Below are 15,093 nucleotides of genomic sequence, written 5' to 3' on the forward strand. Positions count from 1 at the left end.
TTTCCTTATTAATGGCTGGGTGTACTGGTTTGCGAAATGCGATTAAATTGCTGTGCTTCCGGGCGCATATAAAGCCCATAAAACACCATCAACGTGAGCACAAAGCCGGCACTGGCAACGAAAAAGGGCAGTGTGTAATTGCCGTCACTTACCAACGAACCGACGAGAAACGAGGCGCTGATCAGCCCTATGTTTTGCATAAAGTGCACCTTGGCAAAGTCGCTACCATAAAAGCGAGGCTCGCTCAGGGCAAAAAGCACCACCTCAAGGCGTACCGTGACCACAAATAAGCCGATACCGAGTAGTACTCGGCCAAAGATCATCACCGGCCATGCCTGTGCGCCATGCAGCAGTAAACCTATGCTGGCAAGCAGCATAGCCCAGGCGATGTCTTTGCCATGGTGCGCTTGTGAGCGCGGGCGGCGATGATTGCGGTACAGGCATACCAGCGCCACCCAAGCCGGGATGGCAAAAATAAAGCCGGCGAGGATATCGTTATTGAACCCGCTTAGTTGCTGCCAAAAGAGAGTGAAAAACGGGCGCGCCAAGAAGGCACTGAAGTAGACTCCCATGGATACCAGCCCAAGGACGAGCACAAACCGGGGGATGCGTGCCCGCTCAGTGGTACTTTCACCAAGCGCTCGTTGATGCCAAGTGACCGCTAAAACACGAATTAAGTACAGGCACAGCAGCACTTGTACAGCATCGCCAGCCGCCATAATGAGATACAGCGCCCGAGGGTCAAAGCTGTGTAAGACCAGACCACCCAATAACGCCCCGCCAATGCCACCGAAGTGCATCAACACACTGAACAGGCCGACGATGCCTAGATGCTTTTCCTTCTCTTCAAGGCTGAGAACAAAGGGGTAGATAAGTAAATAGCTAGCCTTAAACACCAACATCGTTTGCGAAAGTAGCCAGAATGCGAGGAGATCGGTGGCAGAATAACACGCCACTCCTAACCCTCCGGCAATGATCTGGGTCACCACCCACAAGTGCAGTTCATGAACGCGACGTGCCACCTTAGCCCAGAGCGGGAAGGCGCACATCACGGTGATACAGCAAGTGGCAAGGTAGCTGCCTACGTGCAAGCTGGAGCTGACGTTGAACTCAGTGGCAAAAAACTGCGGATAAAACGGCAAAATCATGGTGTCGCACACCACCGAGATCACCGTAAGCAGTATAAGCGTCGATTTCAGCGCTTGTTGCTTCATACTGGACTCTTTTGTGGTTGCTGAACACTGGCTGGGGCGCCAAACTCTTGAAAAGCGATACGCTGTTCAATCTTGTAGGGCTCACGCTTAAGAATGCCGCGCAGGATGCAGCTGTTACGATAACAGGCCATCCCTAAATCTGGGGTGACAAAGCCATGAGTATGGAGCTCGGCATTTTGTACGAATACGCGTTGGCGTTTATCGATACTGTAGTTGCGATTAACGGCGAAACGACCATCGTCGCGCCAACAGAGCTCATCCATTAGGCCGCTGAGAAAATCGGGTAACTGATAATTAAAGCCGGTGGCCATGACCGTTTGCTCGCTGTGCAAGGTGAAGCTACGTTGCTGCTCTAAATGTTTGAATTGCAGGCTCTCTCCTTGGTGTTTAAGGAGTTCGCTGTTAGTAAATAACCGCGCTCGCTGAATACCTTGAACATCAAGCTCATAAAGCTTGTCGTAAATTTGGTTTATCAGCTCACTGTTTATGCCCTTGTAGAGGTTACGCTGATTGGCAAGCAGTTGCTCTTTAGTGGCGTCTTCTAATTGGTAAAAGTAATCGACGTACTCAGGAGAGGTCATCTCCAAGGTTAATTTAGTGTACTCTAAGGGGAAAAAGCGCGGAGCGCGGGTGACCCATTGCAGGTCGTAGTTTTGGTGTTTTATATCACATAATAAGTCATAGAATATTTCTGCGGCACTTTGCCCTGAGCCCACCACGGTAATACTCTTACTTTGGTTAAGGACATCGCGACGATACAGATATTCAGTGGCATGACAGACATTGGCTGCATCGGGCTGCACTGCGGGTGGATAGTACGGCGAAGGACCGGTGCCGAGCACGAGATGGCGACAAAAAAAGCGCTTTTCACCTTCTGGCGTATCAACGGTTAACTGGTAGCAATCTTGGCTATTATCAAATTCGACACGGCGAACGCAGTGGCCAAAGCGCACGCTGGATAACTCACTCGCTGCCCACTGGCAATATTGGTTGTATTGTTCACGCAGTAAGAAAAAGCTTTCGCGAATATAGAATTGGTATAATTTTCCCTGCTGCTTGGCATAATTTAGAAAGCTAAAGCGGCTGGTGGGGTCCGCCAAAGTCACCAAGTCCGACATAAAAGGAGTTTGCAAGGTGACGCCGTCGAGCATCAAACCTGGGTGCCAATCAAAGCACGGGCGCTGCTCAAGAAACAAGGCATCCAATTGCTCAATTGGGTCGCTTAAGCAGGCTAGGCTGAGGTTAAAAGGGCCGAGGCCAATGGCGATAAAGTCATACACCTTATTCATAGTTTGTCTCCTTTTCGAATAAGCGCGCTTTGAGGGTGTAGGCGCATGCTTTAATTTCGGCGGCAATGGTCTTAATGTCCTCAATGGCGGTGTTGGGGTTGAGTAGGGTGAATTTGAGGTAATTAATACCCCTGAATTTGGTGCGTGCGATGGCACATTCACCCTGTTTGAATAACTCGTCTTTAATCTGATAATTCAGTGTGTTGAGCTGCTCGTCATCGAGATGGGGGTCAATAAAACGGAACACCAGTGTGCTTAATTCTGGCTCGTGAACGAGTTCAAATTCCTGATCTTGTTTTAACGTCACAAAGCTACTGCGCGCCAAAGCCATCACGCTTGAAAACACGCGGCCCACCTGTTCACTGCCCATAATGCGTAGCGTCAACCACAGCTTCAGAGCGTCAAAACGGCGAGTGGTTTGCAGGCTTTTATCCACTAAATTAGGTGCTGCCTGTGGGCAATCACTGAAGGGGTTTAAGTAATCAGCGTGGTGGGTTAAATGTTGGAATTGCTGTTTATCGGCGACGATAAAGGCGCTGCTGCTCACCGGTTGCAAGAAAGATTTATGGTAATCTAGGGTGACCGAGTCGGCATGCTCAATGCCGCTAAGTAGATGGGTGTAATCATCGGTGGCGAGCAGGCCACAGCCATAAGCGGCATCGACATGCATCCATACCTGCTGTTTTTGACAGCGCTCAGCGATGCTCGCTAATGGGTCGATTGAGCCAAAATCGGTGGTCCCTGCCGTGGCGATGACGGCAATGGGAATGTCACCTTGTGCTCGGGCTTGGCACATGGCCGCATCGAGCGCATCTAAGTCCATTTTAAAGTGCTTATCAACACTCACTGGTACCACTGCGTTATACCCAAGTCCCAATAGGGCCGCCGATTTTTGAATGCTAAAGTGACTTACTTCTGAGCAGAAAATACGGTAGCGCTTGGCTTGTGCGGGCAGGCCATGATCACGTATGACATGGCCATGCAGGCGTTTGGCCGCATCGTCTCTCGCCAGTAATAATGCCATTAGGTTGGACTGACTGCCGCCGCTGGTGAAGATGCCATCGGCGTGACTATCAAAGCCTATTCTTTGCACGCTCCAGTCAATTAGCTTTTGCTCTATTAAGGTACCGCCAGCGCTTTGGTCCCAGGTATCTAACGAAGAATTAATGGCACTGAGCAATTGCTCGGCTATCACCGCAGGGTAGGCGACCGGGCAATTCAAATGCGCCACGTACTTAGGGTGGTGAAAATAGACTGCATGATCTAAGTACAGTGCTTTTATTTCATCCAGTGCTTTATCCACGCTGTGTAATGGCTGACTTAAATCTATATCGGCAACCAATTGGCTAAGCTGCTGGTGGTTAACACCTGAATGAACCTTTTTAGCACGGCGTATGGCCTGATGGATTAACGACATGGTTTGCATAGAAGCCATCTCGTAATGCAGCAGGTTACTCTCGTTAAAAATATAGGGGTGACTTGGGTCACTATGACTATTGCTAGCTGATTGGCTATCAAGCACAGGGGCTAATTGATTCACGACGCAACTCCATTTAAGGTACAAAGATTAGAAACGGGATCGTAATGATAATGGTTATCACTGACAATAATAAAAAAGGATTAATTTAACTTACATTTTTATTACATGTCTATTATTCATACTCGAATAATGCATCCGCTCTAAAGTAAATCCGGCTATTTAAAGGGGTGACTACCTACCAGGTGCAAGCGAGGAAGGGCTCAAGCGAGACGCTTTGTTCGGGAGAAAGTGATAAAAATTCACGTTGTGTCAGTGTGATCGGCGAGGTAACTGAAGGTAAAGGAGATAGCAGCGCACGGGGCACTGCTACTATTTTTAGAACTTACTGGTGAGGACCTTGTTCGGGCTTGGGCTCTGAACCCGATAAAACATAACCTGCCACGGTACCGAGTAATGCCGCTAAGGTTTCACTGCCGAAGTCGGTGAGCACGGCAAGGATCAGCAGCGACGGTAAAAACACCATCACTCCCAGTGCTTTTATAGAGTTAGGGCCAAAATCGGCATTGAGTACATGCAGGCGATAAAATGTGAGCGCTATGCCTGAATGCATGGTAATCACCGCACCGACGATGGCGAGAAAGTGTATCCATGTTTAATCTGCCATTTCCATAGGGCGATATCCTTATTAATTCATGACTGAATGTTTAAATTATGTTAATTGTTAACGCAAACAAAGGGGTATAACAGCTGAATCGCTCTTTCCGCTGCCACTCACCTGCTGGTGATTGCGCATATGCTCACTGTTCACTGATTGGGTTGAACGGTAGCTATGCTTTAAAAGAGCAACCCAACCACAGTGGTATCAAGCAGGCCTTTTTATGATAAAAAGGCTTCAATCAAAGATGCAGAGCGTTTAAAGTAATACAGTGAGTAAACAAGGATGTAATAAGCAAATGCAGTATAGCCAACTATCCAAAGGTGCGCGTCATCATATTAAAGCGGATCTCTTACCTGAGCGTGTCGCGCTGCAAACAAAAACGCACCACGTAATTGTGACCTTTCGTTTTTTGTTGCTGTTTTTCTCAATATCAGCGGCCGTGGTCGCGGTTTTTGATGATTCACTGTTTTATGCGGTGGTGGCACCTATTTTATTGATCCCTTGCCTTTTTTGTTGGCTTAAGAGCCATTATTTGGTGCTCGATGCAGCGAAAGGTCAAGCATATATAGAGTCACGTTTCGCGGGCAGAGCAGGCACTCCCATGCCTATTGGTCATTTGGCAAACGTTAAAATTGTGGTGCAACCCATCCCTAGCATGGTCACGCACTATCAGTTTGCGTTATGTGGGCAAAGATATACGCTAGGGACACTTGCTGACACCCAAGCGGCGGCCCGCTTTCTTGCGCAGCACTTCGGCTGCCAACTGAGCGTGAAAGAGAGTGTTACGGCTACGGAGCAAACGATTTCTTTCGGCACTGACAAAAGTGAAGAGCAAGCGGAAACCGTGCAAAACCAGACTACTGATACACCCCCTCGCGTTGGCCGAGAACTGTATTTTTGGGATAAAACTGCGCTCGCTAAGTTTATTTTCGGGCCATTTTTCTTTTTGCTAGTGGTCGGCCTTATTGCCAAGGAGTTACATCGTGTCTTTTAAGCAAATTTCTAATGAATTAGCGGTGCTAAACAAAGGCAGTAAAATCTTCGTTGCTCGGTTTATCGGTGTATTTATTACCTTAATTGGCGCGGCGAATTTGTTCTCAGTGGCCCGTGGTGATATGCCACTGTTTGTATGGGCATCGGTCACTACACTTGGTCTTATCGGGTTGTTTGGCAGTTATGCGGTGTGGGTTGATAAGCGTAAACAGGCCGTGACTATACGCGCGAAGATGCTGTTTCCGATAAAAACAAAACATATTAAATTTGGTGATATCGAGGCGGTTGTTGTGGATGAACGGATGCTAGACCGTCATGATGCGCGGCTTTTTTTACAACTAACTAACGGCGATCGTTTCAACCTCGCTCCTAAAGGGTTTAAAAAACGTTTGGAACGCGACGGAGAAGACCTCGCGAGGTTTATTGATATCCCCCTGCACGTCACCTACAAATAGTAATCTCTTAGCACTGGCACTGTGACTGCCATCGCTTTACCGGCTCCCGTGGTACGATACCAGTGCGCTCCTGCGAAAATGGTCAGTAAATGCGCCAGTGCGCCAAGAAAGCTTAACAGCGCAGCAATGACAAAAGCGCGTTTACCTTTATCCTGGTGAGTGCTCATACACTAAAACCTCCTCAGTAAGTAGGTCATAAAGCGCTGAGCCAGCGCAATGGCCATCAATAACCCAGCATTGCGGTAATAATCCGTGCTGACTAAAACCTAAGGTTTTCAACTCGTCCCTACTAGGGCGGAGATATCCCGGGTGACTGACAGGCTCTGACGCGAAAGCGGTAGCCATAGGGCATACTATCATCCGGCGCAATTTCGACGATTTCGTAGTCGTTAAGCTCCACCGCTTTGACGCTGTTCGCTTTTTCGCAGCGGGAGAAACTATCGGCTTCGTAGCTGTATGCGAACATGGCAATAAGGCGCTTGCTACGCTCAAAATAGCCCTTAGTGTGTAAAAACTGCTGGATGTTTTTTGCTGCCTCGGTGTCTCCCTCAACCTGCACTTCGGCGCTGTTGCCGGGTTGTTTTGCGCCCGAGTGTTGGGTGGGCAAATCTTGTTGGATTTTCTCGCTCAGTTGCTGCACCGCTTGCTCTTGACGAGCAGGCGACTCATCGACTAAGGCTTTACCCTCGCTAAAGCTGGCGGTGATATCATCGAGCACAGCCTCAGCAGGTTTGTCATCAACGAAGGAAATGATATTTACAATCACCACACTGGCGAGAAAGAATCGCACCAACGCGGTCATTAGTGGCGAATAGCTCTGGCTGATAAATTTAATGCGCTGCGAGCCAAAGGGTTTAATAAGCAGCAGTGCGACAATATAAAATGGTAGAAAAAGCTGTAACAACAACAGGGTACATAAGGTGATCCCCAGCGCCCAAGGGGGCAGATACAACAACGTGGCAAAGTTATGGGTGTAGTTGAAGTGGCTGGCCGACACTCCAGTGACTTCATTGACAATGCCACTGGCACTGGCGAGCACAAAGTTCGCAATGGTGGCATAGAACACCAAAATCAGTGCTTTACCTGCCAGTGAGTGCCACAGCTGGTTAAACTTAGGCCAAAACTCTACCACTAAAGCAATAATAGTGATGACAGTGGCCAGCCAGCCTGATTGCAGCACTACTAAGCAGAGAATGGCAAGCAGGTAGAGCTTTTGTGCGCTGCCAAGGTTAAACCAAATCGTCTGGCAACGTTTTAACAGGCGCATTTTATGCGGCTGCCACTGGCTCTGTTGCCGCTGTAAATGTTTATTTGCGCGCCAGCGCGCGACTTTGATACGTCTTAACACCATAGGGTATTATTTACCAAATAAGCGATTGTTGGCCACCGTCAGCTTGCAGCCGTGGCTATATGCAGGGTGCTTTGCGCGTAAAGCACAGCGTAGCCACTGACCAAAACATGCTCTGCATCTAATGAACAAAATAACTCACCGCCACGGATGGATTTTTGCTTTGCGTGAAACTTGGTTTTACCTAGTTGCTCTGCCCAATAGGGAGTGAGTCCAGCATGGATAGAGCCGGTCACAGGGTCTTCATCACCGCCGTTAGCGGGCCAAAAGTAGCGGCTGACAAAGTCGCAATCACTTCCTTTGGCGCTCACCACCACATCTCGTGGTGCCAAGGTTTTTAACTGCTCACTGTTACTTTGCAATGAGATCACGTCCTGTTCATCGTCATATATCGCAAAATAGGCCTGCGCGTTGGCCAACACCTGCTTCGGAGGGCGTGATAAACCTGCCAACAACGCCGCAGGAGTCTCTACTGCTGTAGGAGCAAGGTTGGGAAAGCGCATCTCAATACAACCATCATGGTGGCGCCATACCGTTAAATCACCGACCTGCTGAGTGGTAAAGCGTATGGTCTGATGACACTGAAAGTATTCAAATAGCACGAAGGCCGAGGCTAAAGTTGCATGACCGCAAAAGTCAATTTCCATCAGCGGTGAAAACCAGCGTATGGCATAGCCACCACTTGGGTGAGCAATGATAAATGCGGTTTCCGAGAGGTTGTTTTCACTGGCAATTTGTTGCATGAGTGCATCGGGTAATGGTGAATCAAGCACCACCACCGCCGCAGAGTTCCCGCTAAACTGCTCACGAGTGAAGGCGTCAATAATGTACATGCAAAGCTGCATAGGCTAAATCACCCAGTTAAAATCGCTGCGTTTAGAGTAATCAGTATATTCAGTGAAGGCAAGCTTAGGTCTGAAGTGCGCGCTTTGCAGCGGAGCTTACTTAGATAGAAAGTGAGTTATAAAGGGGCGATACAGCGAACAGGCTTTGAGTGCTCCGTACAAGTTCATTTGCTGCATAAAAAGGGAACTTAACTGTGATATAGCTTAATCTCAATGATGATGAGGCTGTCGGTGATAGCGATTTGAACGTAAAACTCATCAAATTCGTTACTGACGATATTATGCTGAAGTGGCGCATCAGCGAGACGCAGTTTACTGTTTTGCAGCGATTGCGTGAGCAGTTTTAACTCGTGCTCATCAAGAGCAACTTTTGCAAGCAGTAACACAGAAGCGTTCAATTGATTTGCAGCGGTGTCCATGTGCGGGCCGAGAACCATCAATGCCTGTTTGCCATAATGCTCACATGACCAATGCTTCACTGAAAATAAATTGCCATTAGCCAACACCCCTTTTACTTCGTTGCTCGACTCCAGCCATTGCTGAACGCTAATCGCTGGATTAGCGGCATACAGTTGTTTTTGGTTCTCTTTTTGCTCGTAAACGCATTCGTTGGCGGCGCATCCGACGCTGAATACCCCAAGGACTAGTGTGACAAGTAATGAGTATATGCGAGTAAGGGGGTGGGGGGGGTTGGCGATTATCATGGGTGCACATTCTCTAAGTGGTAAGCTGCATCTTTCAGTGGCGTAAGAATTTTAGACACTCATGACTCCTTATCCGTAGTTTCAAACTGCTGTGGTCGAGTTAGGTTCGCGACTCAATTTAAAAGATACGTTCCCGAATTCAACTCTGAAGTGCGACACTCTTTCCAAAATTAAGCAGCCTCCGTCGTTTCTTTAAATACCACAGCTGGCTGCTTAAAACTCAAACACTTTCTTGGTCGATAATTTATCCGCGACATCGCGAAATCAACATCTGTATCACTTACTTCTCTCAGGTCGGTGCCTTTCTTTATATATTGTCGTAGCAGACCATTTGCATTTTCGTTTGCCCCACGCTCCCAAGAGCAATAGGGGTGTGCAAAGTAAAACCCTGTTTTCAAAGTCGCCGAAATGAGCTCATGAGCTGCAAACTCTCTTCCATTATCTGCTGTGATTGTATGCACGTGATTTTTATACGGCGCAAGCAGCTCTATGGTTGCCTGCGCAACATCCTCTGCTGATTTTGATGCGGCTTTTTTAACAAGGTAAAAACGTGTTTTTCGCTCTAAAACGGTGACCAATGCACCCGTTCCTTGTTTCCCCAGTACCGTGTCAATTTCCCAGTCTCCAAGGCGTGTTCGGCCCTCAACAATTTCTGGCCGTTCATCAATCGGAGTCGCATTCAAAATCGCTGGACCCTTGTCCTTTCTCCCTCGCCTATATCGCTTATATCCTTGACGCAAATGCTGATATAGCTTGCCACCACCACGTTTATCCTGTGCAATATAGCGATAAATCCACTCGTGACTGACAGGCTGTTCCACGCTCGTCAAAACGACTGAAATTTGCTCTGGGCTCCAATCTGCTTGCAGCAATATTCGGATAAATCTGATACGTTTTTGGGGAATACGGTATTTCTGTGCTGCTTTACGCTTCCCCATAGCCATTAAATGCGCCGAATCAGGGCAATAGGCTTCTTTCACTTTATGCCTATTTAACTCTCGATAAACGGTGGAGCGATGGCATTTTACTTTTTTGGCGATCTCATTAGCATAGAACCCCTCTTCCAATAATATGGAAATCTGGTATCTTCTGCCCTCGGTCAGCTGCTGATATCTCATGGTAGTACTGCTTGTTTCTTTGGCGAGAAGAGCGTACCACTTTCAGCAGTTGGCTTCCTCTTCTACGCGATCCCATGAGTGTCGCACTTATTATCTGAAATCAGGTGTTAATACACAAATAGTGTCTACTTGGAATTTAAAGGGGTTAGCTATTACTTCGTATTCACAAATAGTTGGGCAAGCAAGATGATTTGTTTTTGTGCTATTAGTAGAGCGAGAATCTGTGCGTATTAAGTGAAGGCAGGTATATTACCATATTCTCAATATACCCACCTATAGATGGCTGCCGTATCAACTAATCAAATCGAGCAATTTCCTCAAAGGTAAGTCCTTTAAAGTTATGGGCCTGCACTGCACAAAATAGATTAGACATTATATCCTTATCATCTAAACGAGAGTCGAGTATATAAGTGCCCTCGAAACGGTCTTCTGGTATTTTGAAAATGCAGCTACGTTTAGGCAACTTATCTTGTACAAATACAGCTTTTTGCAAGCCAATGTTTAGCCCAGGAACCATGAAAGCGCTTTTTTCGATGTCTAAAATCCCTGCCTCTTGTCGTGTTACATTATAGTAATACCAAGTATCGTTACCGACAAAGAATGGTAACAACTCACCAGAAGCTTCCAATAACTGTGCGAGTTCATTTGCAACTGAATCTTGAATCGCCAGACCAAGCAGGTTTATTGCGGTAAAGTCACCCAATGGAGTGTCGGTTTCTTGATTATAATGTGCGTTAAAGTTTAGCAAGGTTGACTCTTTGGATTGACAATTAGGCTTCCATAAATCAGGCTCACAAAGGGACTCATCATCAGGAAAAATTGTTCTGTAATTATTCACGTCAGGCGTGATTTTATATATTACTTTGCTCATTAGTATCCGTATTTTCCTTCTTGTAAAGCTTTAGCGATGGCATGTAAAATTTGAACGCATTCATCACGTGTATTTGCCAATGATAACTGGTTCGTTATATTCAGGTAATACTGCACTGTATGAATTTTTGCATGATTTGACGCATCAGGCATCTGTGGATGAGGTATGTAGTTTTCATTTTTTGGCAAATAAACGCCGTTAGCAGGGTCATCTATTCGTATTTTAAACTTTGCTAGAATTTTTCTAGCAGCGCTAGCTAATTCATGAGTTCCTGAAACAATTGCATGAGTAGCCGTGTTCGGTGGCTTTTTACCTGAACCGGTAGCGGCCATGTAACGCGTCATTCTATTTGGTCTGTGTTTTTCCGTTAGAAGCATGTCCTTTGTCATAGTGCGAGCTTGTGAAGCATATTTTGAGTATGCCATAAGGCCGAATTTTATACTTCTAGTGGCTATTTGATTGTAGAGACGTGCAGCATGCTGAGCTATCTCTATTTCTGAAAGTTGGCGCTCTGTCTCTTTTAAGGTTTGGTCGAGAACGTCTGATATTAGTTTTTCCGAATCTGGGAAGCGATAAACTGCACCTGATTCTCTAATAGTTTGACGAATTCCTAATAGTAAATCAGCTGGTTCAATTTGAATCGCATGGACTGCTTTTTGGGTATCCATTTGAGCCATATAACATCCTTATTGCTAATGTTCAAAGGATGCATTTTGTATTATGTTGGCGACAAATTCAACAGATTAGTAGTAAGTTTGGATTGTCTAGTATCTAATGTTCAGAATCATTAATAGCTATCCAAGCGCGTTCGTTAGTAAATCATTACCAGCTTGTGTATGTGAAATCCTCACATGGAGTGCTTGCGGTGGCAGGGTTCAGTGTTGGTGAAAAACTGGCTTGGGGTAAACATATCTATATTGAGGATTTGGTGACTAATGCGAAGTATCGCTCGCGTGGTGTAGGACAATTCTTACTGGATTGGTTTAAAACTTATGCGCGGGCTAATAATTGTGAGCAAATTCACTTAGACTCGGGCGTTCAACGCTTTGCTGCACATCGATTCTATTTGCGTGAGGGTTTTAACATCGCCAGCCATCATTTCTCAATGGTGGATGTATAGCAAGGGTAAGTGGGCTTATCGCCTAGCTTGGATAGGGCTGCACCTAGTTTTCTAGATGCAGCGGCGTCATCACTGTTACGGCTTAGTGCATATTCGCATCGTATTTTTGTGCCAAATCGTGTTTTTGTTTATCACTTAAGGCACGCCCAGCTAATTGAAATACCTCTTGTTCTTCTTCATCTAGGTGATGGTGCACTTTATGGTGTAACTTCTTCGCCGTTGCCAGCCAAGCAGGTGAACTCATATCGGTGCTTTCAAGCTCTTCGATCAATTCGTCAATATCATGATGTTCGGCAATGCTGTGACGCGCTTTTTCTTGAGTTAGGTCTTTAAAAATAAGTGGGTCATAGAAGTAACGCTCCTCAAATTTGGCATGCTCTTGCAGCTCATGTTTGAGTTTTTCCAACAGGCCATGGCGTGTTTTAGTGTCACCACTGGTCTCGATCAATTTATCAATGAGCTCACGTTGGGTGTCATGGTCATGACGTAGTGCTTCAAATATGGTCATAGTGTCTCCTTTTTACTTTGCTACCAACTACACAGAGCAAGTCAAATGCCACATTTCAAGTCCATGATTAGTAAATATTTTTTATTTTAAAGAAGTGAGGCAATGTAGCTTTTACAAGTAAAAATGGAAAATTCACCACACCAAGCATCCATTTAGGCACGCGGGCGGAAGTCATACAACAGAACGTTAATTGTTAAGATGAAAAAGCCTGCGTGATGCAGGCTTCTCAAGGAGTACAGCTTAGTCCGCTTTGTTGGCGTCTTTAACTGCTTTTAATTTACTGGCGTGGTCAATTTTGTAATCAGGCATGTCTTTGTTGCCTTCCATCAGGTAATTATCCATCCAGCGCATTAAGCGCAGACTGTAATCATACTGGGCAGCGACACGGCGGTTACCATGACCTTCACCAGGGTAGTACACTAAACGAACGTCTTTCCCTTGCACCTTCATGTAGCGATATAGCTCCATTGATTGCGCTGGGTGTACACGGGGATCGTCTTTACCATGCATAATCAATAGCGGTGTTTTAGACTGACCCGCCCAGTAAATTGGGCTACGTTCCAAGTACCACTGCCATTTTTCCCATGGGTAAGAGCGTGCGTGTACTAAGTACATTTCGTTGGAAATGTCGGTAGTACCGAACTTAGAAAGCTGGTTGGTCACGCCAACAAACATCACACTGGCTGCGAAATGCTCGGTTAATTTAGTGGCGCCCCAGGCTGATGCATAACCACCGTAAGAGCCGCCGGTAATACCAACACGGTCGCTATCGACTAAGCCCATTTTTACCAAGTATTGCTTCATATCGACAAGATCGTCGAACTCTTTGCCAGCGTAGTCATTTTGGCCCAGCTTAGAGTATGCAACTCCTTTACCGGTAGAACCGCGATAGTTCGGATAAAAGACCGCATACCCGCGCGCCGCGCCCATTTGTCCCGGATCAGAATAACTGGTTACCCAGCCGTTCTTGTCGTGACTTTCTGGACCGCCATGCACGGCCATAATCAGTGGGTAACGCTGACCTTCTTGATAATCCAATGGATATACCAAGACGCCGCCAATCTCTACACCATCGCGTGCTTCAAAGCTAAGCGCTTGCTGTTTGGCAAAACGTTTATCGTTGAGCCATGGGTTTGAATCGCTTAGGCGCGTTGCCTCATCACCACGGATCATAAATACTTCGTTCGGGTGCTTGGCGGTGTTAGCGCGTAGCGCGATAGTTTTATCCGAGTCAGACACGCTCAAACGACTGGCAATAAACTCGCCTTGCTCAATCAAGGTGTCATAGTCCTCATCGCCTACCTCAATTTGCCCAACAAAGGTCTCGGGGCTTACAGCGGCAATAAAGTTAAGGGTGTTTTCGGTGTTGGCCCATTCAATGTCGGCAATGTGGCCCATAAAGTCAGGTAACCACTCTTTAATCTCGCCACTTTGCGTATCGGCTAGATATAAACGGCCGGTGGCAGGGTCGTGTTTATCTTCGGCGCCTAAGATAGCCACATAACGGCCATCATGAGAAAGTTCGGCATCGCCTAATTTCCCTTCCGTTTTAAACGACAGCGTAACGGCCTTGCTTTGGACATCAAACAAGTGCCACTGCGACTTCATGTATTTATCATCAATCAATGCAGTCGGCTGAGTTTTGACTAATAATTTGCTGCCATCGTCAGCATAGTTCATGTCGCTAACATAGCCATCAATGTCAATCGCTTCAGGGTCTAGCGGCTTGTCAGCTTTGGCTAGATCAATTAAATGCAGTTGCTTGTTTTTCAGCCCTTGCTCATACACTTCGGCCATAAAGCCTAATTTTTTTAGCTCTTTTTCCGACTTATCTTTGCTTGGCATGGCCAGGATTGCGACTTGCTTACCTGTTGGGCTAAGCTCGTAGCTGGAGATTGAGCGGCCTTTGAGGGCAAACACTTGCTGAGCTTGACCACCGTCTACCGGAATGTGGTACAAGGCGGTGTGCTTGTCTTCGCCTAACTTGGCGAGGAAATAGATGTCTTGACCGTCTGCTGACCAGCTAATGCTTTTAATATTTACCTTGCCGGTGATAAAAGGGCGCTCTACGCCTTCGTCATCAACCACGTAGAGTTCACTGTAGTTGTAGCCATTTTTATCAACGTACAGCTCGCGTGGTAAAGAGCGCGTAAAGGCAACCTGCTCGCCATCTGGACTGATAGCGGTTTGGATCACACTTTTAACTTTCGGAATATCTTCAACGGTAATGGTATCACTGGCCTGGGCCGATAGGCTGGTGCCCATGGCTGTTGCCAGCGCTAACGCTGTTGTCAGTAGTTTCATGTTAGTCCTTCACTTGTTATTAGCCTTGGCTATTGTACAAAAGCAACAAGTGAAAGCCAGTGTTTGCGCCCAAGGTCACACTGGCTGCGATAAAAGGGCCCCATGTTGGAGCCCCTAAGGTTGGGATTGGGTTTACTATCTATGCAATGGCTAAAAACATTAGCGAGTACGTTTGCGCACTCTCTT

At 46.7% G+C, this 15,093-nt stretch carries 16 protein-coding genes; 3 read left to right on the top strand and 13 right to left on the bottom strand.

What is annotated here, in order from left to right:
- Window positions 1-8: 8 nt before the first annotated feature.
- The 4 genes from W04_RS02280 to W04_RS02295 all read right to left on the bottom strand — a co-directional run bounded on the left by W04_RS02280 (window position 9) and on the right by W04_RS02295 (window position 4,593).
- Entirely contained in the window at window positions 9-1,214 is a 1,206-nt protein-coding gene (locus W04_RS02280) for an MFS transporter (RefSeq protein WP_053909638.1), read from the bottom strand.
- Window positions 1,211-2,503 (bottom strand): lysine N(6)-hydroxylase/L-ornithine N(5)-oxygenase family protein, encoded by a 1,293-nt coding sequence (locus tag W04_RS02285; RefSeq protein ID WP_053909639.1) that lies wholly within the window; start codon window positions 2,501-2,503, stop codon window positions 1,211-1,213. The genes W04_RS02280 and W04_RS02285 overlap by 4 nt, the downstream gene beginning before the upstream one ends.
- Window positions 2,496-4,043: an aspartate aminotransferase family protein gene (locus W04_RS02290; protein WP_053909640.1), complete on the bottom strand. Its 1,548-nt coding sequence runs from the start codon at window positions 4,041-4,043 to the stop codon at window positions 2,496-2,498. The genes W04_RS02285 and W04_RS02290 overlap by 8 nt, the downstream gene beginning before the upstream one ends.
- A 322-nt stretch (window positions 4,044-4,365) precedes the next feature.
- A complete protein-coding gene (locus W04_RS02295; protein WP_157576237.1) occupies window positions 4,366-4,593 on the bottom strand; it encodes a hypothetical protein in 228 nt (75 codons plus the stop codon).
- A gap of 343 nt (window positions 4,594-4,936) precedes the next feature.
- Here W04_RS02295 and W04_RS02300 point away from each other — a divergent pair, with 343 nt between their 5' ends.
- Together W04_RS02300 and W04_RS02305 are read left to right on the top strand one after the other, a co-directional pair.
- Window positions 4,937-5,635 carry a hypothetical protein gene (locus tag W04_RS02300; protein ID WP_053909642.1) on the top strand — a complete coding sequence of 233 codons (699 nt, stop codon included), beginning with the start codon at window positions 4,937-4,939 and terminating at the stop codon, window positions 5,633-5,635.
- Window positions 5,625-6,089 (top strand): hypothetical protein, encoded by a 465-nt coding sequence (locus W04_RS02305; protein WP_053909643.1) that lies wholly within the window; start codon window positions 5,625-5,627, stop codon window positions 6,087-6,089. The genes W04_RS02300 and W04_RS02305 overlap by 11 nt, the downstream gene beginning before the upstream one ends.
- Here W04_RS02305 and W04_RS18825 read toward each other — a convergent pair.
- From W04_RS18825 to W04_RS02335, 7 genes are all read right to left on the bottom strand, one after another.
- The gene (locus W04_RS18825) at window positions 6,080-6,256 is read right to left on the bottom strand and encodes a hypothetical protein (RefSeq protein ID WP_157576240.1); all 177 of its coding nucleotides are present in this window, start codon (window positions 6,254-6,256) and stop codon (window positions 6,080-6,082) included. The two genes, W04_RS02305 and W04_RS18825, sit on opposite strands and share 10 nt — an antisense overlap.
- 122 nt (window positions 6,257-6,378) lie before the next feature.
- Window positions 6,379-7,440, bottom strand: a complete 1,062-nt coding sequence (locus tag W04_RS02310) for a hypothetical protein (protein ID WP_231657981.1) — start codon at window positions 7,438-7,440, stop codon at window positions 6,379-6,381.
- Between the two features lie 38 nt (window positions 7,441-7,478).
- The gene (locus W04_RS02315) at window positions 7,479-8,282 is read right to left on the bottom strand and encodes a PhzF family phenazine biosynthesis protein (RefSeq protein ID WP_053909644.1); all 804 of its coding nucleotides are present in this window, start codon (window positions 8,280-8,282) and stop codon (window positions 7,479-7,481) included.
- A 188-nt stretch (window positions 8,283-8,470) separates the two neighbouring features.
- Window positions 8,471-8,986 carry a hypothetical protein gene (locus tag W04_RS02320; protein ID WP_053909645.1) on the bottom strand — a complete coding sequence of 172 codons (516 nt, stop codon included), beginning with the start codon at window positions 8,984-8,986 and terminating at the stop codon, window positions 8,471-8,473.
- Window positions 8,987-9,156: 170 nt separating this feature from the next.
- The gene (locus W04_RS02325; RefSeq protein WP_053909646.1) at window positions 9,157-10,104 is read right to left on the bottom strand and encodes an IS30 family transposase; all 948 of its coding nucleotides are present in this window, start codon (window positions 10,102-10,104) and stop codon (window positions 9,157-9,159) included.
- A gap of 295 nt (window positions 10,105-10,399) precedes the next feature.
- On the bottom strand, window positions 10,400-10,975 hold the full coding sequence (locus tag W04_RS02330) for a hypothetical protein (RefSeq protein ID WP_053909647.1): 576 nt from the start codon (window positions 10,973-10,975) through the stop codon (window positions 10,400-10,402).
- Window positions 10,975-11,652 carry an AHH domain-containing protein gene (locus W04_RS02335; RefSeq protein ID WP_053909648.1) on the bottom strand — a complete coding sequence of 226 codons (678 nt, stop codon included), beginning with the start codon at window positions 11,650-11,652 and terminating at the stop codon, window positions 10,975-10,977. Before W04_RS02335 ends, W04_RS02330 begins: the two co-directional genes overlap by 1 nt.
- A 161-nt stretch (window positions 11,653-11,813) precedes the next feature.
- Here W04_RS02335 and W04_RS02340 point away from each other — a divergent pair, with 161 nt between their 5' ends.
- The gene (locus W04_RS02340) at window positions 11,814-12,095 is read left to right on the top strand and encodes an N-acetyltransferase (RefSeq protein ID WP_231657982.1); all 282 of its coding nucleotides are present in this window, start codon (window positions 11,814-11,816) and stop codon (window positions 12,093-12,095) included.
- A gap of 82 nt (window positions 12,096-12,177) precedes the next feature.
- Here the strand turns inward: W04_RS02340 and W04_RS02345 are convergent, their stop codons facing one another.
- Both W04_RS02345 and W04_RS02350 read right to left on the bottom strand, forming a co-directional pair.
- Entirely contained in the window at window positions 12,178-12,603 is a 426-nt protein-coding gene (locus W04_RS02345; RefSeq protein ID WP_045978902.1) for a hemerythrin domain-containing protein, read from the bottom strand.
- Window positions 12,604-12,843: 240 nt separating this feature from the next.
- Complete coding sequence (locus W04_RS02350) at window positions 12,844-14,907, bottom strand: S9 family peptidase (RefSeq protein ID WP_053909650.1); 2,064 nt, start codon at window positions 14,905-14,907, stop codon at window positions 12,844-12,846.
- Window positions 14,908-15,093: the final 186 nt, after the last annotated feature.

It is taken from the genome of Pseudoalteromonas sp. SW0106-04, from assembly GCF_001293805.1.
Taxonomy (GTDB): domain Bacteria; phylum Pseudomonadota; class Gammaproteobacteria; order Enterobacterales; family Alteromonadaceae; genus Pseudoalteromonas; species Pseudoalteromonas ruthenica.